Below are 20,093 nucleotides of genomic sequence, written 5' to 3' on the forward strand. Positions count from 1 at the left end.
CCTCCCTCAGCCCTCGACCCGCGTGTAGATCACGAGCTTCAGCGCGGGATCGTCGTTGGCCTGGAAGCTGGTGTGCTCGAACCGGAGCACGCCCCTGGTCGGATGGTTCATGGTCTTGAGGCCTGAGGCGGTGTTGCGGATGTCGTGGGCTTCCCACCATTTGACGAACTCCGGACTGCCCTGGCGCAGCCGCGTCAGCAACTCCGTGAAAGCGGGATCGCCGGCCCAGACGTCGTGATTGGCGCGGAACATCGCGACCATGCTCCTGGCGACGTCGGTCCAGCTCGCGCCGTAGAATTTTCGCGTCTGCTTGTTGGTCATCACCAGCAGCAGCGTGTTGCGATCCTGCTCGGGCAACTGACCGAAGGCAAAGACCTCCTCGGCCGCCGCGTTCCAGGCCAGCACATCCCAGCGGCGCCCCGTGATATAGGCCGGCTGGTGCAGGCTCTCGATCATCCGCCGAATGGGCGGCGGCACGGTCTCGCGCGTGAACGCCCCCCTGGCGCCGTCGCGCGCCAGCGCCTTCAAATGCGCATGCTCGGTCTTGCTGAGGCGGAGTGCGCGGGCCAGCGCATCGACGGTGGTCACCGACGGGCTGACGGTGCGGCCCTGTTCGAGGCGGATGTACCAGTCGACGCCGATGCCGGCGAGCTGCGCGACCTCCTCGCGGCGTAGCCCCGCGGTGCGCCGGCGCCGGCCGACCGGAAGACCAACCGTCTTCGGCGACAGCTTTTCGCGGCGAGACCTCAGGAAGTCGCCGAATTCAACGCGGCGCGGATCGGCCATGATGTCGCTCCCACATGGAGGGTCTTTGGAATACTAGGATAATACCAGGCCTTCTTGGCCCCTCCAAGGCGGCGCATATGGGATTCACCGCGACTTTGAGGTGAACATCCATGAAAGCTGCCGTACTCAAATCCCTTGGATCGCCGCTGGTGATCGAGGACGTTCCGAAGCCGACCCTCGGTACCGGCGAAGTCGTTGTCGACATCGTCGCCACGCGCGTCCTGTCGTACATGAACGAGGTTTTTGACGGGACACGCAACTACGCGCTCGATCTGCCTGTTATCCCCGGTCCCGGCGGCATCGGCCGGGTGCGCGCGGTCGGCCCGGATGCCACCAAGCTCAGCGTGGGCGACTGGGTGTTCTGCGACCCGACGGTGCGCTCGCGCGACGACACCGTTGCGCCCGATATCGCTCTGCAAGGGCTCACCGCTGCCGGGCCCGGCGGCATGCGGCTGCAACAGCATTTTCGCCACGGCTCCTTTGCCGAACAAATGAGGGTGCCGACCGAGAACGTGAAGCGGCTCGGTGCGATCACGCCCGAGGACGCGACGCAATGGTGCGCGCTGGGCACGCTGCTAGTGCCTTACGGCGGCTTCCTCGCTGCGAACCTTAGAGCGGGCGAGACCGTGCTGGTGAGCGGGGCTACCGGCAATTTCGGCAGCGCCGCCGTCTCGGTTGCGTTGGCGATGGGCGCAGCCAGCGTGGTCGCGCCCGGCCGCAACGAGAAAATCCTCGCCGACCTCGTCCGACGCTTCGGCAGCCGCGTGCAACCGGTCAAGCTTACTGGCAATGAAGATCACGACCGCGAGGCGATGAAGCGCGCAGCGCCCGGCCCGATCGATTGCGCGTTCGACATCATGCCGCCCTCCGTGAGCACCGACGTCGTGCGTGCAGCGATCATGACGGTGCGCCCCTATGGGCGCGTCGTACTGATGGGCGGCGTCGGCATGGCCGGCGGCGCGGGCCTCGAGCTGCCCTACCCCTGGATCATGCGCAACTGCATCAGCATCCACGGCGTCTGGATGTACCCGCCGGATGCCGCGAGCCGTCTGATCGCGCTGGTGCGTGCGGGTCTGCTCAGGCTGGAGGAATACGAGACGACGGCCTTCGACCTCGACCATGCCAACGAGGCGGTGGCGCACGCCGCCGCCAATGGCGGGCCGTTCAAAATGACGGTGATCCGGCCTTGAAAAATTCAGACGACGGCGTGCCCGTCGTCATCGATTTTTTCGTCAGTCGGCCCAAGCACTTGGCTACTGTGCATGGGGTTGTTTTCGCGATTTTCTACTCGAGCTCGACCACCTGGCCGTTCGACAGCGACACCCGCCGGTCCATGCGGCCGGCGAGCTCCATGTTGTGGGTCGCGATCAGCATCGAAACCTTGGTCGCCTTGACCAGCTGCATCAGCGCCTGGAACACGTGATCGGCCGTGTGCGGATCGAGGTTGCCGGTCGGCTCGTCCGCGAACAGCACCCGCGGCGCGTTGGCCACCGCGCGCGCGATCGCGACGCGCTGCTGCTCGCCGCCGGACAGCTCGGCCGGGCGATGGGTGATGCGGTCGCCGAGACCGAGATAGCCGAGGATCTCCTTGGCGCGCTTGACGCTCTCGGACTTCTTCAGGCCGCGGATCATCTGCGGCATCATCACATTCTCCAGCGCCGAGAACTCCGGTAATAGCCGGTGCGACTGGTAGACGAAGCCGATATCGGTGCGGCGCAGCTGGGTGCGCTCGATGTCGGGCAGCTGCGAGGTCGGCGCGCCCGAGACATAGACCTCGCCGGAATCGGGTGCTTCCAACAGCCCCGCGATGTGCAGCAGCGTCGATTTGCCCGAGCCCGACGGCGCCACCAGCGCGACAGACTGCCCGGCCCACAGCGCGAGCTTGGCGCCGTCCAGGATCGTCAGCGGCACCTCGCCCTGCAAGTACTGCCGCTTTATCTCGTGGAGATAAATGACCGGTACGTCTTCCGCCCCCTGCTGCTGCTCCATCAACCCCTCACTCGTACCGCAGCGCTTCGACAGGATCGAGGCGCGCGGCGCGCCACGACGGATACAGCGTCGCCAGGAACGACAGCGTCAGCGCCATGATGACGACGGCCGTGGTCTCGCCGACGTCGATCTCGGCGGGCAGTTTCGAAAGGAAATAGAGTTCTGGCGAGAACAGCTCGGTGCTGGTCAGCCAGGACAGGAATTGCCGGATGGATTCGATGTTGAGGCAGATCACGAGGCCGACGACAAAGCCGACCAGCGTGCCGACCACGCCGATCGAGGCGCCCGTGATCAGGAAGATGCGCATGATCGAGCCCTGCGAGGCGCCCATCGTGCGCAGGATCGCGATGTCGCTGCCCTTGTCCTTCACCAGCATGATCAGGCCTGAGACGATGTTCAGAGCCGCGACCAGCACGATCATGGTCAGGATCAGGAACATCACGTTGCGCTCGACCTGGAGCGCGTTGAAGAAGGTCGAATTGCGCTGCCGCCAATCCACCAGGAACACCGGCCTGCCCGCAGCCTCCGTCACGGCCTGGCGGAAGGCGACGATCTGATCGGGATTGGTGGTGAACACCTCGATCGAGGTGACGTCGTTGCTGCGATTGAAATAGGCCTGCGCTTCCGCGAGCGGCATGAACACGAAGCCGAGATCGTATTCGGACATGCCGATCTCGAACACGGCGACGATCTTGTACGGCTTGATGCGCGGTGTCGTGCCCATCGGCGTGACCGCGCCCTTCGGCGCCACCAGCGTGATGCTGTCGCCGGCATGCAGCGACAGCTGGTCGGCGAGGCGCCGTCCGATCGCGACACCCTGCCCGTCGTCAAAGCCCTCGAGCGAGCCCTGCTTGATGTTCTTGGCGATCGAGGTGAGGTTGTTGAGGTCGTCGGAGCGGATGCCGCGCACCAGCACGCCCGAGGCGTTCCAGGGTGAGGACGCCAGCGCCTGGCCGTCCACCACGGGCGCGGCGAGCCGGATGCCTTTGACCTGGCTGAGGCGGTCGGCGACGTCTTTCCAGTCGGTCAGCGGCGATTCCAGCGGCTGCACCAGGATGTGCCCGTTCAGCCCCAGGATCTTGTCGAGCAGCTCTTTGCGGAAGCCGTTCATCACGGCCATGACGATGATCAGCGTCGCCACACCCAGCATGATGCCGAGGAAGGAGAACCCGGCGATGACCGAGATGAATCCCTCCTTGCGGCGCGCCCGCAAATAGCGCGCCGACAGCATCCACTCGAATGGCGCAAAAGGCGCGGTTTGCACGGTCTCGGTCATGGTCTCATCCATCGCTCGATAATCCCATGATTCGGGGTCAATTGTGGCCGGATTGGCGGCCGCGATATCGCGATGAACAATATTCAGCCGACCAGGCTTATCAGCCCACAAGTCTTGCGACCGCGTCCGCTGGCGACATAGTCTCGCGGGAGCCGTCACTGCGCCGCTTGATCTCGACCTTGCCGTCGGCGAGCCCCTTCGGCCCGATCATGATCTGCCAGGGGATACCGATCAGGTCGGCGGCGGCGAATTTGGCTCCGGCGCGCTGGTCGGTGTCGTCATAGAGCACGTCGACGCCCTTGGCCGTGAGCTCGGCATAAAGCTTCTCGCAGGCCGCATCGACCGCCGCATCACCCTGCTTGAGATTGAGGATCGACACGCGGAACGGCGCGACGGCCTCCGGCCATTTGATGCCGGCATCGTCATGGCAGGCTTCGATGATCGCGCCGAGCAGGCGCGAGACGCCGACGCCATAGGAACCGCCATGGATCGGCACGTCGACGCCGTCGGGGCCCGCCACCAGGGCCTTCATCGCGTCGGAATATTTGGTGCCGAAATAGAAGATCTGCCCAACCTCGATGCCGCGGGTGTTCACCCGCTTGTCCGCCGGCACTTCCTGCTCGAACCGCGCGGCGTCGTGGACGTCCTCCGTGGCGGCGTAGACCGAGGTCCATTGCTTGATGATCGGCGTCAGGTCGCTGTCGTAGTCGACGTCCTCGCCCGGCACCGGCAGGTCGAGCACGTCGCGATTGATGAAAACGCCGGATTCCCCGGTTTCGGCCAGCACGATGAACTCGTGGCTGAGGTCGCCGCCGATCGGGCCAGTCTCCGCGCGCATCGGGATCGCCTTCAGCCCCATCCGCGCAAAGGTGCGCAAATACGCCACGAACATCTTGTTGTAGGCGACGCGCGCGGCCGCTTCGTTGAGGTCGAACGAATAGGCGTCCTTCATCAGGAACTCGCGGCCGCGCATCACGCCGAAACGCGGACGTTGCTCGTCGCGGAATTTCCATTGAATATGATAGAGATTCAGCGGGAGGTTCTTGTAGGACTTCACATAGGCGCGGAAGATCTCGGTGATCATTTCCTCGTTGGTCGGCCCGTACAGCAGCTCGCGCTTGTGGCGGTCGGCGATGCGGAGCATCTCCGGACCATAGGCGTCATAGCGGCCGCTCTCGCGCCAGAGGTCGGCAAGCTGGAGCGTCGGCATCAACAGCTCCAGCGCGCCCGACCGGTCCTGCTCCTCGCGCACGATCTGCTCGATCTTCTTCAACACGCGGAAGCCAAGCGGCAGCCAGGCATAGATACCGGCGGCCTCCTGCCGGATCATGCCGGCGCGCAGCATCAGCCGATGCGAGACGATCTCAGCCTCTTTCGGATTTTCCTTCAGGATGGGCAGAAAGAACCGCGACAACCGCATGGTAATACTCTGGGAATCAGTGATGGGTTGCAGTGAAACCGGATTGAGAGCGAAAACACAAGACCGGGAATGAGGAAAAGCCGCTAACGCAACGGAATTCCTGTCATTTTTCCGTCGGACTTCAGGTTCGGCCCAAGCTGCGTCTCACGACGGCGTGACGTCGAGTTCATCCTCGAGCGTGATCTGCTCGAAGTCGGTCACCAGCGCGTCGATCCGCACGTGCCAGCGGCCGGCAAACGGCAGTTCGACCTTGCGCACATGCCAATAGCCGTCGGGCCCGAGCGAGGCCCTTCGCTCCATCGGCTCTATGCCGCGCTCGGGCAGGCTCAGGGTCAACGTCGCCTCCTTGGCCGCCAGCGGCGTCCCCTCGCCGGTCATGAGCTGGAGCACGACATCATTGGCCCCCGCCTTGCCTGGCGAGACCAGGACCTGGAACATCGCCTTGTCGCTATGGATGTGGATCGCCAAAGGTGTCTCCGGCACGATCGTCCGCGGCGGCGGCGTGAAGCGCCAGCCGGCGACCACGGCCAGGATGGCAAGAGCAATCGTACCTTCCAGCACGATGGAGCGCTTGAGCGCGGGCGTCCCTGTCTCGTTCCGGGCCAGAGCCGGAGTCAGCCGGAACCGATTGAGCGCGGCCAGCGCCAGCAATCCCGTGACCAGAACTAGCTTGACCGAGAGGATTAGCCCGTAGCGGGTCCCGACCAGCGCTTCAGGCTTTTCGAGTTGCACGATCGCGAGTGCGAGGCCGGTCAAGGCCAACACGCCGACCGCGAGCGCAGCAATGCGGGAAAAGCGGTTCACAATCGCGAGCGTCGCAATCGTCGGCTTCGACACCAGCGCCACGAGCGGCGCGAGAGCACCGATCCAAATGGTGACACCGAGGCCGTGGAGAAAGATTGCAGGCCGGGTCAACGCCTCCGGCGGTGCCGTTGCGGCGTGCCCGGTCATGGCGAGCGACAGACCGACGCCGACCAACGCCATGATCGCAAGAGCACGCGCGTACCACGCACTGCGCAGCGCCATCAACGCGAGTAGCATCGCAAGCAGAGCAACCAGCAGCGCAGGGCCGGCACTGGTCGCGAGCGCGACTTTCCAGGGAGCGGCGGTCGCAAGGGCTGCCAGTGGCAGCCCGAGGAGATCGAGGCCCAACGCGCCGACGGACGCCACCGCGCTTGGGATGCCGATGGCGAGCGCCATGCGCGGCACGGCCATGCGGGTCATCGACCACGCAACCCAGCGCGCGAAGAACACGCCGCCGACGCCAATGAACAGCCCAACGTACAGGCCGACGCGCGCCAGCCAGATCAGCGCGTTCAACCCGCTATAATCAGCGGCGGCAGGCTTCGTCGCGGTCGGCATGCCAATCGAGAAGATCACCGATCCGGTGACAGGATGGCCGTCCTGCGAGATCACGCGATAGCTGACGACCGCGGTGCCCTCAGGCAGATCCACCGGCATCACGACCGAAATCGTCTCGCCCGATGCGCTGACGCGCGCATCATTTCGTGCCCTGCCCGCGCCATCGATCAGCCGGATCGCGCCCGGCGTCACCGCCTCGTTAAAGCGCAGTTCCACCGCCTTGGGCGCGGCCTTGAGCATGCTGCCGCTCGCCGGCTCGACCGAGACCAGCGCCGCATGCGCCGACGCACCGCTTGCGAAGCCGGCAACGAGGAGCAGCGTCGCAAGCGCGGCGAAGAGGCGCATCAGGGTTTTGGCAACAGTTTCACGCCCGGCGCCGGCGACTTGCCCTCGGACTTGCCCTCATGTGAATGCCCTGCCCCCGCCGCCGGAATTTCGATCCAGCGGCTGACGCCGGCCTCGCATTCCTGAACGACGGGGAAGTACAGAACCGTGTTCGGCTTCAGGCTATCGGTCAGGAACGTGCTGAGGACGAACTCGTCATAGTTCTTGTCCGGCAGCTTGCCGCCGGACCACGCCACCTCCTTGACGCCGGAGGACAGCTTGTTGCCGTGATAGTCGTACTCCCCGGCATATTTGCCCTCGACGACATCGATGGTCCAGCCGGCCTTCGGCATCGGCTTCACTGCGATCACCCCTTCCGGAATCTGCACCCGGATCTTCACCGTCGGCGAGCCCGCGCAGCCATGCGGCACGGTGAAGACGGCCTTGTAGGACGTACCGACCGTGGCTTGCTTGGTCTCGATCGACACGTGCGCCGCCGCCGGCGAGGCGGCGAGCGCGGCAATCAGGATCAGGCAGGATTGCTTCGACATGTTCGGCCTCCCGAGAGTCCAGATCCGTTTCATTTCATCTTCATTCCCGAGTGATCCGGCATTTTCTTCATGTCCATATGACCTGAATGCCCGGCATCGCCAGGCGCCTGTGCGCCGACGCCCTGGACGTCTAGGGACACGGCGACCTTGCCGGCCTTCTCGAATTGCAGCGTCACCGGCACCTTGTCGCCCTGCTTGAACGCGCCCTTCAGCTCCTGGAGCATCAAGTGGTTGCCGCCGGGCGCGAGCTTCACCGTCTTGCCGGCATCGATGGCGAGCCCCTTGTCGAGCGGGCGCATCTTCATCACGCCGTTGTCCATCGCCATCTCGTGGATCTCGGCCTTGCCCGCGATATCGGCGGACACGCTGACCAGTCTGTCGGCCGCAGTGCCCTTGTTCTCGATGGTCAGATAGCCGCCGGCGACCTTGGCGCCGCCCGGCGTCGCCCGGCTCCAGGCCTGCGAAACGACGAGATCGCCGGCCTTGACGTCGTCGGCGACCGCCGGGGCTGCGGAGATCGCGAGAGCGAACGCGGCGAGCAGCACGTTTTTCGAGATTGTCTTCATGTCGGTATTCCCTTTGCAGTCTTTAACTTCAGTGTTTGGAGAGTTGTTGCGCCGACCACTTTTCGAGATCGGCAATTTCGGCCGAGCCTTCGATCGTCGTGACGGTCCCTTCCGGGGAGATGAGCATGGTCCTGGGGATGTCGCCCTGCCAGGCCGGATCGATCTCGAACCGCAAGCGCTCGACAAAGCCGTCGTTGAAGATGAAATTTTCGGTCGACGCCAGACCCGCCTTGTCGAGCATCGATTGCGTGGCGGCCGGCAGGTTCGGCACGAGATCGGCGCTGACCGTGACGACGTCGATCTCCGGATGCTCCTTTGCAAACCGCCCGAGCAGCGGCAGCTCGACCTTACAAGGCCCGCAGGTCACACCCCAGAAATGCACGAGCACGGGGCGGCCGGCGTGCCCCCTCAGGACGCCTTGCCACGTGCCGCGTTCGAATGGCTTCAGAGCCGGAGATGCGCCGAGCGCCGCCGCCGATGCGATCAGAACAACAAGGCTGGCAATGCCTGCAAATCGAAATCTCATGGTTGGTCCTCGATTGCCGTGAGCCGATAGCCGTCCGCCTTCGTCATCCACGACAGGTAGGTCTGCTTGCCGCTGGAGACCAGCAAAGGGTGATCGGACGTGTCGGTCGTGCTCGATATCGCCTTCGGCGCCGACCACGTCTTGCCATCGTCGCGGGAGACCGTCATCTGGACCGAGGTCTTTTCACCGTCGAACTCCTTCCAGACCATCACCGTTCCCGCCGCGCCCGCGAGCACGAAGGGGCGCGTCGGATTACGATCCGGCCGCCCCAACACCATCGGCGAAGTGAACGTGCGGCCTTCGTCGCGCGAGTGGGCGTAGAACAATCCCTTCCGCGCCTTCCCGTTGGTGTACCAGGCGACGTGATAGGTTCCGTTCGGGGCAACGGTGAGGCTCGGGCCATGGTGTGGGCAGGCGTTGATCTGCCAGTCGTCGTTACTGACCCGACGGATTTCACCCGGTGTCGCGACGTCCGCGAAGGTCATCACCGCGTGGTCGCGCACGCCGCCCTCAAAAATGTTCCTGAAGATCACGACCGGCCGCCCGGACGCAGCGAATGCCAGCCCCAACCGGCAGCATTCGCAGGTGCCCTCGCGCGCCAGCTTCGCTTCTGCGTAGGTGGTGCCGCCGTCGCTGGACGAAGTGAAGAACAGCCCGGCTCCCTCGTACTTCTGTCCCGCTTCCTTCGCAAAAATGCGATTGCGCTTGTCCAGCCACGCCGCAAATACTGTTCCATCCTGATCGAGCGCCAGCGCCTCGAAACGTTCGCTCTCGTTGCTTGTGGTGATCGGCTTCAGCTCGGCAAAGCTCCTGCCGCCGTCGGCCGAGCGCGTGGTGAGCACCTGACCGTTGAAGGCCTCGTCCCTGAAGGTCGAGAACGCGAGCGCAATGCCCCCCTTGCGGTCGACCACGATCTTCGGCCGCGCATCCGGCCCCCAATCGAGGTTCAGCCGCGTCGTCGTGACCTGCGTGGGCGTCGAGAAACTTCGGCCCGCATCCTGCGAACTTGCGACCGAGACCTGCCCTCCCGCCATCCAGACCAGCCACAGCGTGCCGTCCGGACCGAAGGCAGGCGTCGCCTTGGTCGCACAGCGCAGCGTCGGCTCCTCGCACGCGGCTTCGGACGCGTGCTTGCCGTGCATCTGCCCCAGCGCCGCACCTTGCAGGCAGGCGAGAGCGGCTATCGCGAGCAAGCCAGTTCGGATCATGGCCCTATTCCCTTCGAGAGCCCGGATCATTTGAAGGCCACCTTCATACCTGCAACGAACAGGCGTGGCGAGCCCGCATAGATCGATCCGGGCGCCGTGCTTGCGAGCGTGCTCCCTGGAATTTGCAGGCCGGCCGCCGTCACAGTGTTTGCGATGTTGTTTGCCGACGCAACATAGGTGCGATCGAACACGTTCCTGACCTCAAGAAACAGATTGAGTGACTTGAAGGTGTCGGACACCAAGTCGGTCTTGTAATGGACGTTTACATTGACCAGCTCATAGCCCGGCGCCTTCAGCAGATTCGCGTTGTCCATGTAGAAAGAGTCCTTCCACTGGACCTCGACGAAGCCCCCGAGGCCTGCCAGCGGCCCGGCGAACTCGTCGTAGCCAATTCGAGCCGTCAGCTCGTTGGGCGAGATACCGGGAATTTTGTTGCCGGCACGGTTGAAGCTGAACACGGCGCCATTGGTGATGTTCTCGACATATTCGGTGTAGACCTCGTCGAGATAGGTGTACGCCGCCATGAACCGCCAGCCCGGATAGAACTTCCAATCGGCTGCAAGCTCGATGCCGCGGTGCTCCGACCGGGGCGCGTTGAACGAATAGCTTACGCCCGCGACCGGCGTCGCCTGGTTGACGATCTCGTTACGGAAGAACTCGTAAAAGCCAGTCGCGCTGAGTTTGAGCGCGCTGTTCGGCGTCCAATCGAAACCGAGATCGTAGCCAAGATTCTTCTGGGCTTGGAGCTGCGTATTGTTGCCTGATAGCCCCGTCCGAGCGACGAAGAGATTCGAGACCTGCGGTGTGCCATACCCCGTGGCAACGCGTGCCCGGACCAGCCATTCATTACTGAGATTATAGAGCAGCGCCAACTCTGGTGCAGTATTTTGAAACTGCCGGTCCGCGGTCGTCGGCGTTGTCGTGGTGATGCCGGTTGGACCGGCGTACGAATAGGCCGTATTGGTGCCCTTGAGCAAGGTTGTCTCCCAACCGATGCCTGCAACGGCCGTTAGCGACGATGTAAGCTTGAGCTCTTCCCTGGCACGAACACCATAGTTGGTCGTCTCGCTGTAGAGATTGCTCGACAGCCTGCCGAGTGTTGCGTTGCCTCCCGGCATCACGTTTCGCGTGTCGCTCGACGCCGTCAGGGTATTGTAGAAGGCGCCGAAGAACGCTGTGGACTCCAGGCCGAGAATCTCTCCGCGCTTGGTGAGATCACTCATGTAGTTGTACGACGGGAAGTCGCCGATCGAGCTGGTTGAGCCAGTTGGCTGACTGATGTTCCGGTCGTCGAACACGAACTGGTTGCGCCACGTCGTGGTGTTGTCGAAATCGTGCTCCCACCGGCCCCCGACGATGGTGCGGCGGTCGTTGCGGCCGAGCCCGGCCTGCACGGCCGTCTCCGTATCGGTTCCGGCGGTCGCGTTGAAGCCATTGTTGAACAGCCTGACCGTACCGCATCCGGGCGCGGCCGTGGCACCGGTCGCACAACCCTGCTGGAAGGGATTTTGATAGTATTGGTTCAGCGTGGAGCGAAGCGGCAGCCGCGCGCTGAGATCGTTGTTGATGATCTTGACCGTGAAACGGTCGTCCGGCGTCGCCTTGAGCGTGCCGAGGAAGTTGACGGTCTGCGTGTTGAACCAGCTATTGCCGATATAGCCGTCGCCTCGCGTGTCGCTCGCGAACAGCGAGCCCTCGAAATTCCCGACCTTCTTGCCGGCCGCCAGGTAATTGTTGAGGTAGCCATAACTGCCGCCGTCGACGCCGTATTCGACACCGTCGATCGTGCCGCCCGGCCGTGTGCGAAAATTGAGCGCGCCGCCGGTCGCGTAATTGCCATAGAGCGCCGACGAGGGGCCGCGGATCACGTCGATCGCGCCATAGGCGTGGGGATCGATCAGGTCGCTGCGCGACAGGCCGTCCGGCTGCGTGACGGGGAAACCGTCGTCGAAGATCACGAGATTGCGGATGCCGAAACCGTTCCGGGCGTTGGACCCGCGAATCGAGATGCCGAAGTCCCGGGGACCGTTGCCCTGCTTGATCGAAATGCCCGGACTGTCCCGCAAGACGTCGCTGACCGAAAACGAGGGCCGGTTGTCGAACTGGCTGCGATCGATGGTCGTCGCGGTCTGGCCGGCCGGCGCCTGATTGAGACCGGCTCGCACTGCGCCGGCGGACATCGTGTTGTTCTGCCCCTGGGCGCCATCGGTCCCGATCGGCGCGACCGGCCTCGCTGCGCGCGCCGCCGAAGCGGAACGCAGCCGCGCTGGCCGGGTGATTGGTTTGGGACGGGACGCCTTAGGCGCCTCGACCGTCACTGCGGGAATCGCTTCCGACGCAGCCTGGGCGAGCGCGTCTGAACCGATCGGGGACACCAGCCCGAAAAGCACGGGCAAGCCCGCACTTCCGATCGCACGAATGCGTAACATCTCTTGAATTCCTGACATCCGGCGCCTCGGCCGGTCCATTGAGCACGCCATCGGCGGCAACGGCGCGCGCCAACGGTTCGGTTTGTCGCTACGTCAGGAAAATTGAGGTGGGGCGCGGGCCTGAGCGCTCGAACCCCTGGGAGCGGCGATGGCGGACGCATCCGCCGGCTGCCACACCACGCGCGCGGCATGGCGGAAGGGAATCGAGAGTGCCGCGTGCGTCGGCGAATCGAGCGACGCGCCCGCCTGGGCGAGGCAGCACAGCGCGCACGCGCCGACATGCGCGGTCGGGGTGCCCGTCCGATCGTCGAGGCCACCCTGATCGCTCGCACTGTGGCAGATGACGGCGGCAGACAGCGGATCGGCGATGGCTTGGCCCGTCGCCCAACAGGCGGCAATCGGCGCCAGCACCTGCATGGCCAGGGCGAGCAGGACCAGGGGTAGGAATTTCTGTAACCGCGCGCGCATCTGCCGAACCGTTCGTTCGTCCGCTAACTAAACACCGCGCCGGGCCCAAGTCGAGATCAGTTCCGCCGCCTACTTGGCCCAGCGCAAATTGGCGAAAACTGTGACCGTGGTACCCCAGCACGGCACCGAGCGGGGGCATTTGAGCCAAATCAAACGGCCCGGCATCCACAGATTTCTTATATTTGTCATATACTTGCGGGGCCAAAAGCCCGATCATTTCGTCTATTGCTCGAATTTTGAACATTCGTTGCCGAAAATGATGACAAGTGAGAAAAGTTGATCTAGCATCACCCTTGCTCAGGCTGGCCGTGAGGTCGAAGTCTGGTGGTCCAAGTCTCGGGAGGAGCCCCTGGCGCGCAAAACGCAGCGTCGCCCCGTCAATCAAGAGCAAATCTTAGAATCGGGGATAATAGGGTCGACACAATTTTTGAGCGGGGCCAGGGCCCCGCTCTTTTTTTGTCTGCATGGCACTTTCGCCGATGAATATGCCCTCCAATCCAGTCGAACTCAGCTTTGAGCTCGCGGCCTCGCGTTGCGCGGATCTCACGCCCATCGTCTACCAGCGCCTGTTCGACGAGCATCCCGAAACGCAGGCGATGTTCCGCTCGGAGGGCGGCGACCTCGTGAAGGGATCGATGCTCGCGCTGACGATCGAGGCGATTCTCGATTTTGCCGGGATGCGTCATGGGCATTTCCGTCTGATTGCCTGCGAACTTGCCTCGCACGACGCCTATGGCACGTCGCGCCAGCTGTTCACCGCCTTCTTCACCATCATCAGGGATACGCTGCGCGATCTGCTCGGCGATGAATGGTCGATCGAGATTGCGCAAGCCTGGGACAAATTGCTCGTCGACATCGACGCACTCGCCGGATCGACCGCCTGACGCTTTGCGCTGCACCACGCGGCGTACTGCGATGGCGCGTGTGATTGCAGATTGAGTGGCATCAACTCTTGTGAGACACTTTCGACATCGGTTGCGCAATCAATGACGCGCCGACGATAAAATTTATGGGAGCGAGCGATGTCCGGGACGAAAGATTTCTCGACGACGAGGCGCGATCTTCTTCAGGCGGCTGCGACCGCCGGCGCCGGAGCTGCCCTCCTCGGCAGCATGGGCATAAACCCCGCATTGGCCGCCGAGGTCGGGCGAAGCGAGAAGCCGCTGAAGGCGGCGTTCTCCAATGCGGGCCTGCAGGCCACATGGTGCGCGCAAGGAAAGCAAGCCGCCGAATTCTGGGGCAAGCTGTTCAACGTCGAAGTCACCTGGTTCGACGGCCAGCTCGACGCCGTGAAGCAGCGCGCGGCGATCGACAACATGGCCTCGCAGAAATGGGACTTCGTCGCGATCCAGGCCTTCGGCATCGGCACTCTCACCCAGCCCGTGCAGAAGATGATCGACGCCGGCACGCCGGTGATCGACATGGACACGCTGATCGCGCCGCTCGACCAGATCAACGTCCACTCCTTCCTCGCCCCCGACAACGAGTTCATGGGCGCCTCGGTGACCCAGGCGCTTTGCAACGCGATGGGCGGCAAGGGCAAGATCATCATGACGCAGGGCGCGCTCGGCCATACAGGCGCGCAAGGAAGAGCCAAGGGCTTCACCTCTGTGGTCAAGCAATTCCCGGGGATCGAGGTGCTCGACACCCAGCCGGCAGACTGGGACGTCTCCAAGACCGCGCGCCTCTGGGAAACATATCTGACCAAGTATCCGCAGATCGATGCGGCGTTCTTCCACAATGACGACATGGCGCTCGCGGCTGCCAACATCATGAAGGCGCGGGGCCGCACCAACATCCTGATCGGCGGCGTCGATGCCATGCCGCCGGCGATCCAGGCGGTGAGCGAAGGCCGCATGTTCGCGACCGTCCGCAATCCCTCCTGCCGCATCCATGGCGGCGCGATCATCGCGGGCGTATCGACCGTAGTTGGCGGCGAGAAGAGCGGCCAGGGCATCCCCAAGAACGTCGTCACCGACGGCCCGGTCGTGACCAAGGCCAACGCCGCCGGGATGCAGTGGATGCAGGATCACTTCCTGATCTGAGCTTCCATGCCCGAGGTGCGTTCGCCCATCCTTGAACTGCAGGGCATCACGAAGAGCTTCGGCGGCGTCGAAGCGCTTCGTGGTGTCGACTTCGCGCTCCATCCCGGCGAGATCCACGGCCTCGTCGGCGAGAACGGGGCTGGAAAAAGCACGCTGATGAAGATCATCGCCGGCGTGCACACCGAATTCTCCGGCCGCTTCCTGATCGACGGGAAGGAGACGCATTTCCGCTCGGCGCGCGATGCGCATGCGGCCGGCATTGCCATGGTGCATCAGGAGCTCAGTGTCGCGCCTGATCTCACGGTCGCCGAGAACGTCTTCCTGGGCAACCAGCCAACCAACGCCCTTGGCCTCGTGCAGTGGCGGCGCATGGCGCGCGAGGCCGGCGAGCAGCTCGCCCGCTTCGGCATCGACGTCGATCCGATGAGCCGGCTGGGTGACTTGCCCATCGGGCTGCAGCAGCTGATCGAGATTGCGCGCGTGCTGTTCTCCGGCGCCCGCATCGTCATCCTGGACGAGCCGACCTCCGCCCTCTCTCCGCCCGAGGTCGAGCGGCTGTTCGCGACGCTGCGGCGGCTACGTGAAGAAGGCACCAGCATCGTCTTCATCTCGCATTTCATCGAGGACATCCTGCGCGTGTCCGACACGGTGACCGTGTTCCGCAACGGGCGGAAGGTCGCCGAGACGGCAAGCGCCGCAACCAGCAAGGGCGCGCTGATCGAGGCCATGATCGGGCGCGGCGGCGAGGCGCTCGAGCACAGCTACACCGACGACCTTATGCTGCCGCAGCCGAGCGACAGCTCGGTCGTTCTGAAAGTCGACCAGCTGTCACTGGCCCGTAGCCTGAAGGACATCTCCTTCGAGGCGCGCGCCGGCGAGGTGCTCGGCATCTACGGCTTCATGGGTTGCGGCCAGCAGGAGCTATCGAGAATCCTGTTCGGCAAGCTGAAGCCTGATAGCGGCGGGCTTCTCGTCGAGGGTAAGCCAAAAACCTTTGCCAGCACGGCGGCGGCGCGGCGCGCCGGCGTGGCGCTGGTGCCCGAGAGCCGCCGCGACATGCTGTTTCACCAGGAGCCGGTCTACAAGAACATCTCGATCAGCATTCTCGACCGCATCTCGGCGCTGCTGCTCAAGCCGGCGCAGGAGCGCGACATCGCGCAGCGCCAGGTCGAGCAGTTGCAGATCCGGCCGCCGGTGGTCGACCTCGACCTCGGCATGCTCTCCGGGGGCAACCAGCAGAAGGTGGCGCTGGCAAAATGGCTGACCTACCCGCCCAAGCTGCTGGTGCTGTGCGAGCCGACCCGCGGCATGGATGTCGGCGCCAAGAACGACGTCATCAACATCGTCCGCGACCTCCGCGCCAAGGGGCTTGCGATCATCGTGCTGTCTACTGAGCCTGAAACGGTGCTGTCGCTGGCCGACCGCATTCTCGTGCTCAAGCGCGGCGCACTGGTGCGGGAATTCAAGAACGAGCCGGTCAGCAAGGACCGCCTGCTGGAAGCGGCGTGACGGAGAAGCACATGAGCAGCGAAACGGCTTTGGCGGCGGGGCAGCGGGCGCGAGGCGTTGCGCCCTTCCTGCGCTCGCAGATGCGCAACATCGCCCCGTTCCTGACCCTGATCTTCCTGTCCGGCTTCTTCGCCTTCGCAAGCCCCTCCTTCGCGACGCTCGACAATCTCGGCAATATCCTCACGCAAGTGTCGGTCACGGGCATCATCGCGGTCGGCCTCACCTTCGTGATCCTCTGCGCCGAGATCGACCTCTCGATCGCCAGCATCGCCAACGTCACCGGCATCGCGGTCGCCTATTTCACGCTGCAGGAATCCTACGTCAACATCGCCAACATTCCCCTGCCCGGCGCGGTCGCGATCATCCTGTCGATCCTGCTCTGCGCCCTGCTCGGCCTCGTCAACGCGCTGGGGCTGACCGTGATCGGCATCCCCTCCTTCATCATGACGCTGGCGATGATGCAGATCGCCGCCGGCATCTCCGCGCTGCTGGTGCGCGGCCAGATCGCCTACAAGGTGCCCAGCCTGATCACCACGCTCGGCTCGGGCTCGATCGGCGGCATCCCCTGGCTCGTCATCATCGCCGCGCTGATGCTGCTCGGCGGCCATCTGGTGCTGACCTACACGCGCTTCGGCCGTTACGTCTACATGGTCGGCGGCAACCGCGAAGCGGCCGAATATTCCGGCCTCAACGTCAAGCTCATCCTCGGCGCCGTCATGGTGATCTCGGCGGTGTGTTCCGGCATCGGCGGCATGCTGGGCGTCGCCCATTTCGGCAGCGCGCAGCAGAACGAGTTCGACACCTATCTGCTCGACTCCATCGCCGCCGTCGTGGTCGGCGGCACCAGCCTGTTCGGCGGCCGCGGCGGCATTGGCAACACCATCGTCGGGCTTTTCGTTCTCGGTGTTCTCAATAACGGCCTCGACCACGTCAACATCGACAGCTTCCTGAAGATCCTGATCCGCGGCCTGATCCTCTTGGCAGCGCTTGTCATCAACGTCTATGCGCAGCGGCTGAGGGAAAAGGCGGCGGACTAGACGAGCCCAAAACAAAAAATGCGAAAACAACCCCAGGCACAGTAGAAACTGTGAGGAAGTTCAGCTGCTTATCGAAACGGCAAGTGAGGGACTGCCGCAGCGCTGACGTTTACTCGTCGGGCAAAGCAGGGGCACGACGTCACAATCGCGGCGCGTGCGGGTTTGGAGCGTTCGATAGAACGTCGCGATAGTGCGCGGCCCTCGATATGAGTTAATGACGGACTCACCGCCTGCGAACGAGCCCCCGCCTAGCGCGTTTGCCAATCCACATAGCATGCCGGGCAAGGGCATAAGCGGTGAGTAGAACGATCAACAGGCTTGTGATCCAGTGGCCAGCCGCAAACACTGCAATGCAGAGCAAGTAGACGACGAAGATCACGCAGATCCACGCCAGCGCGAAGCCCGCATAGGTCCGGCCAGTCGGGATGTTGCTTACGTTGCGTGCCACGGCTTCCATTCCAGCCAGTCCCCCTATCTATACATCACGAGCCAGCAGACAATCGTCAGCGACGAACCGCGATAGGTTAAGAGCCGATGATCACAACTGTTAAAGTTGCTGCGCAAATCGCCTGGGCTGTTTCGATCATCGGCGTCTGTGTGGCGATCGGCGGCGACTATGGTTGGACTCACCACGCCTGGCCGGGCGCCATCGCGCTCGGGACTGTCGGATTCTGCATAGGAGCGGCGCTGGCAGCGTCACCTCCAGCGTTTCTCGAACTCCTGCACGGCGGATTTTGACGGGCAACACGCTTCTGCTTCTGCGTGCTAATCGGTCGACGTCAAAGCCATCCGCCCCGCAATCTCCTCACTCCGCCAACACCTCACGGCATGTCCATCGGCTCGCGTCTCCAGCAGCGGCCCCGGCTCGCGGCGGCACACCGCCTCCGCATAACGGCATCTTGGGCTGAAGGCGCAGCCGTTCGGCGGATTGAGCGGATTGGGAAGGTCGCCGCCTGTGGTCGCCAGCGGGGCATGGTGTAGCGGATCAGGAATCGCGGCGATCAGGGCTTGCGTATAGGGGTGCGCCGGGCGTTCGAAGATCTCGCGCCAGTGGCCGTTCTCGACGATGCGGCCGAGATACATCACCGCGACGCGGTCGCTCATGTGCTCGACGACGCCGAGATCGTGGCTGATCATGATGTAGGACAGGCCGAGCGTGTCCTTCAGTTCCAGCAGCAGATTGATGATCTGGGCGCGGATCGAGACGTCGAGTGCCGAGACCGGCTCGTCGCAGATGACGATTTTGGGGTTGAGGATCAGCGCGCGGGCAATGCCGATGCGCTGGCGCTGGCCACCGGAGAATTCATGCGGGTAGCGGCCCGACTGCTCGGGCCGCAAGCCGACATGCCGCAGCATGGTCGCGACGCGATCCTCGATCTCGCTCTTCGCCGTGACGCCGTGCACACGCAGGGGATCCTCCAGCGTGCGGCGAACGGTCTGGCGCGGATTGAGCGAGGCGTAGGGGTCCTGAAACACCATCTGCACGGTGCGCGCCAACGCCTTCCGATCGCCGGATTGCCTGCTCCTCACGACCTGCCCGTCCAGCACAATGCGGCCGCGCGTCGGCGTCAGCAGGCCAAGGATCGACAATGCGACCGTCGACTTGCCGGAGCCGGACTCACCGACGAGGCCGAGGCATTCGCCGCGCTTCAGCTTGAGATCGACGCCATCGACAGCCCGGAGCATCCGCTTGCCGCGGCCCAGCAGGCCGCCGCCGAGCGGAAAGTGAACCGCGAGATCCTCGACGCTGAGGATGAGGTCATCGTCCGGCCTTCGGTCACCCAGCATGCTTTGCGGCTCATGCATGGTGATGACACCTGACCAGACCGCCCGCGTCCAGTACATCCGTCTCCGGCACGACTGTCCGGCAGATCTCGGTCGCCTGCGCGCAGCGCGGATTGAACCGGCAGCCATCAGGGAAATTCGTGATCGCCGGGACGACGCCCGCGATCTCCTTGAGCCTGGTGCGCCCGAGCGCAGCGCGGCTGCCGAGCCGCGGCAGCGAGGCGACCAGGCCTTGCGTATAGGGGTGCGAGGGAGCTCGAAAAATATCGGCTGAGCCGCGCTCCTCGACGATGCGGCCGGCATACATCACGGCAACGCGGCGGCAGACGTTTGCGACCAGGCCAAGATCGTGGCTGATCATCAGGATGGCCGTTCCACGCTCGGCGCACAAATTCCGCATCAGCTCGATGATCTCGGCCTGCACGGTGACGTCGAGCGCCGTGGTCGGCTCGTCGGCGATGAGGAGATCCGGACCGCAGGCGAGCGCAATCGCGATCATCACGCGCTGTCGCATGCCGCCGGAGAGCTGATGCGGGTAATCGTGGACGCGGCGCTCGGGCGCGGGGACGCGGACGCTCGCCAGAGCCTCGACCGCCAGCCGGCTCGCTTCCCGCCAGCTCTTGCCCTTGTGCAGCACGAACATCTCGGCGATCTGCCGGCCCACGGGCGAGACGGGGTTCAGCGCCGTCATCGGCTCCTGGAAGATCATGGCAATGCGGTTGCCGCGCAACTCCCGCTGTTTGGCCGCCGAAAGGTGCTGGATCTCCTGTCCCTCGAACCGGATGAGGCCGCCGCCGATCGAGAGCGGCGGG

19 protein-coding genes are annotated in these 20,093 nt (G+C 64.1%); 6 read left to right on the top strand and 13 right to left on the bottom strand.

The genetic code is table 11. The features are described 5' to 3' along the window. Positions 1 to 6 precede the first annotated feature (6 nt). A complete protein-coding gene (locus IC66_RS0119410) occupies positions 7 to 786 on the bottom strand; it encodes a helix-turn-helix transcriptional regulator (protein WP_038948707.1) in 780 nt (259 codons plus the stop codon). A gap of 110 nt (positions 787 to 896) precedes the next feature. Between IC66_RS0119410 and IC66_RS0119415 the strand changes: the two genes are divergently transcribed. Further along, positions 897 to 1,976, top strand: coding sequence for a zinc-binding dehydrogenase (locus IC66_RS0119415; RefSeq protein ID WP_038948708.1), 1,080 nt, complete (start codon positions 897 to 899; stop codon positions 1,974 to 1,976). A 94-nt stretch (positions 1,977 to 2,070) separates the two neighbouring features. Here IC66_RS0119415 and IC66_RS0119420 read toward each other — a convergent pair whose 3' ends face one another. The 10 genes from IC66_RS0119420 to IC66_RS0119465 form a co-directional block, all read right to left on the bottom strand. Beyond that, complete coding sequence (locus IC66_RS0119420; protein ID WP_018320184.1) at positions 2,071 to 2,775, bottom strand: ABC transporter ATP-binding protein; 705 nt, start codon at positions 2,773 to 2,775, stop codon at positions 2,071 to 2,073. A gap of 7 nt (positions 2,776 to 2,782) precedes the next feature. Continuing rightward, positions 2,783 to 4,063 carry a lipoprotein-releasing ABC transporter permease subunit gene (locus IC66_RS0119425; protein WP_018320183.1) on the bottom strand — a complete coding sequence of 427 codons (1,281 nt, stop codon included), beginning with the start codon at positions 4,061 to 4,063 and terminating at the stop codon, positions 2,783 to 2,785. Positions 4,064 to 4,151: 88 nt separating this feature from the next. After that, entirely contained in the window at positions 4,152 to 5,471 is a 1,320-nt protein-coding gene (gene proS / locus IC66_RS0119430) for a proline--tRNA ligase (RefSeq protein ID WP_028141493.1), read from the bottom strand. Positions 5,472 to 5,615: 144 nt separating this feature from the next. After that, entirely contained in the window at positions 5,616 to 7,178 is a 1,563-nt protein-coding gene (locus IC66_RS0119435; protein WP_038948709.1) for a copper resistance CopC/CopD family protein, read from the bottom strand. Further along, positions 7,178 to 7,708 (bottom strand): YcnI family copper-binding membrane protein, encoded by a 531-nt coding sequence (locus IC66_RS0119440; protein ID WP_038948711.1) that lies wholly within the window; start codon positions 7,706 to 7,708, stop codon positions 7,178 to 7,180. The genes IC66_RS0119435 and IC66_RS0119440 overlap by 1 nt, the downstream gene beginning before the upstream one ends. 29 nt (positions 7,709 to 7,737) lie before the next feature. Then, complete coding sequence (locus IC66_RS0119445; RefSeq protein ID WP_038948712.1) at positions 7,738 to 8,274, bottom strand: copper chaperone PCu(A)C; 537 nt, start codon at positions 8,272 to 8,274, stop codon at positions 7,738 to 7,740. Between the two features lie 28 nt (positions 8,275 to 8,302). Continuing rightward, positions 8,303 to 8,800 (bottom strand): TlpA family protein disulfide reductase, encoded by a 498-nt coding sequence (locus tag IC66_RS0119450; RefSeq protein ID WP_038948713.1) that lies wholly within the window; start codon positions 8,798 to 8,800, stop codon positions 8,303 to 8,305. After that, entirely contained in the window at positions 8,797 to 10,008 is a 1,212-nt protein-coding gene (locus IC66_RS0119455) for a sialidase family protein (protein WP_038948714.1), read from the bottom strand. Before IC66_RS0119455 ends, IC66_RS0119450 begins: the two co-directional genes overlap by 4 nt. Positions 10,009 to 10,034: 26 nt before the next feature. Beyond that, entirely contained in the window at positions 10,035 to 12,188 is a 2,154-nt protein-coding gene (locus tag IC66_RS0119460; RefSeq protein WP_095425458.1) for a TonB-dependent receptor family protein, read from the bottom strand. 342 nt (positions 12,189 to 12,530) lie between these two features. Then, positions 12,531 to 12,905 carry a DUF2946 domain-containing protein gene (locus IC66_RS0119465; protein ID WP_038948716.1) on the bottom strand — a complete coding sequence of 125 codons (375 nt, stop codon included), beginning with the start codon at positions 12,903 to 12,905 and terminating at the stop codon, positions 12,531 to 12,533. Positions 12,906 to 13,384: 479 nt separating this feature from the next. Here IC66_RS0119465 and IC66_RS0119470 point away from each other — a divergent pair, with 479 nt between their 5' ends. From IC66_RS0119470 to IC66_RS46335, 5 genes are all read left to right on the top strand, one after another. Beyond that, complete coding sequence (locus tag IC66_RS0119470) at positions 13,385 to 13,789, top strand: globin (RefSeq protein ID WP_038948717.1); 405 nt, start codon at positions 13,385 to 13,387, stop codon at positions 13,787 to 13,789. Positions 13,790 to 13,927: 138 nt separating this feature from the next. Continuing rightward, complete coding sequence (locus tag IC66_RS0119475) at positions 13,928 to 14,950, top strand: sugar ABC transporter substrate-binding protein (RefSeq protein ID WP_038948718.1); 1,023 nt, start codon at positions 13,928 to 13,930, stop codon at positions 14,948 to 14,950. A 6-nt stretch (positions 14,951 to 14,956) separates the two neighbouring features. Beyond that, entirely contained in the window at positions 14,957 to 16,459 is a 1,503-nt protein-coding gene (locus IC66_RS0119480; protein WP_038948719.1) for a sugar ABC transporter ATP-binding protein, read from the top strand. 11 nt (positions 16,460 to 16,470) lie between these two features. Next, on the top strand, positions 16,471 to 17,496 hold the full coding sequence (locus IC66_RS0119485) for an ABC transporter permease (RefSeq protein WP_028141482.1): 1,026 nt from the start codon (positions 16,471 to 16,473) through the stop codon (positions 17,494 to 17,496). Positions 17,497 to 18,030: 534 nt separating this feature from the next. Beyond that, positions 18,031 to 18,234, top strand: coding sequence for a hypothetical protein (locus IC66_RS46335; RefSeq protein WP_038971442.1), 204 nt, complete (start codon positions 18,031 to 18,033; stop codon positions 18,232 to 18,234). A gap of 27 nt (positions 18,235 to 18,261) precedes the next feature. Here the strand turns inward: IC66_RS46335 and IC66_RS0119495 are convergent, their stop codons facing one another. Beyond that, on the bottom strand, positions 18,262 to 19,302 hold the full coding sequence (locus IC66_RS0119495) for an ABC transporter ATP-binding protein (protein ID WP_038948722.1): 1,041 nt from the start codon (positions 19,300 to 19,302) through the stop codon (positions 18,262 to 18,264). Beyond that, the coding region (locus IC66_RS0119500; protein ID WP_049806571.1) for an ABC transporter ATP-binding protein at positions 19,295 to 20,093 on the bottom strand (799 nt) is incomplete at its 5' end. The genes IC66_RS0119500 and IC66_RS0119495, both read right to left, overlap by 8 nt.

It is taken from the genome of Bradyrhizobium genomosp. III, from assembly GCF_000261705.1.
Taxonomy (GTDB): Bacteria; Pseudomonadota; Alphaproteobacteria; order Rhizobiales; family Xanthobacteraceae; genus Bradyrhizobium; species Bradyrhizobium ottawaense.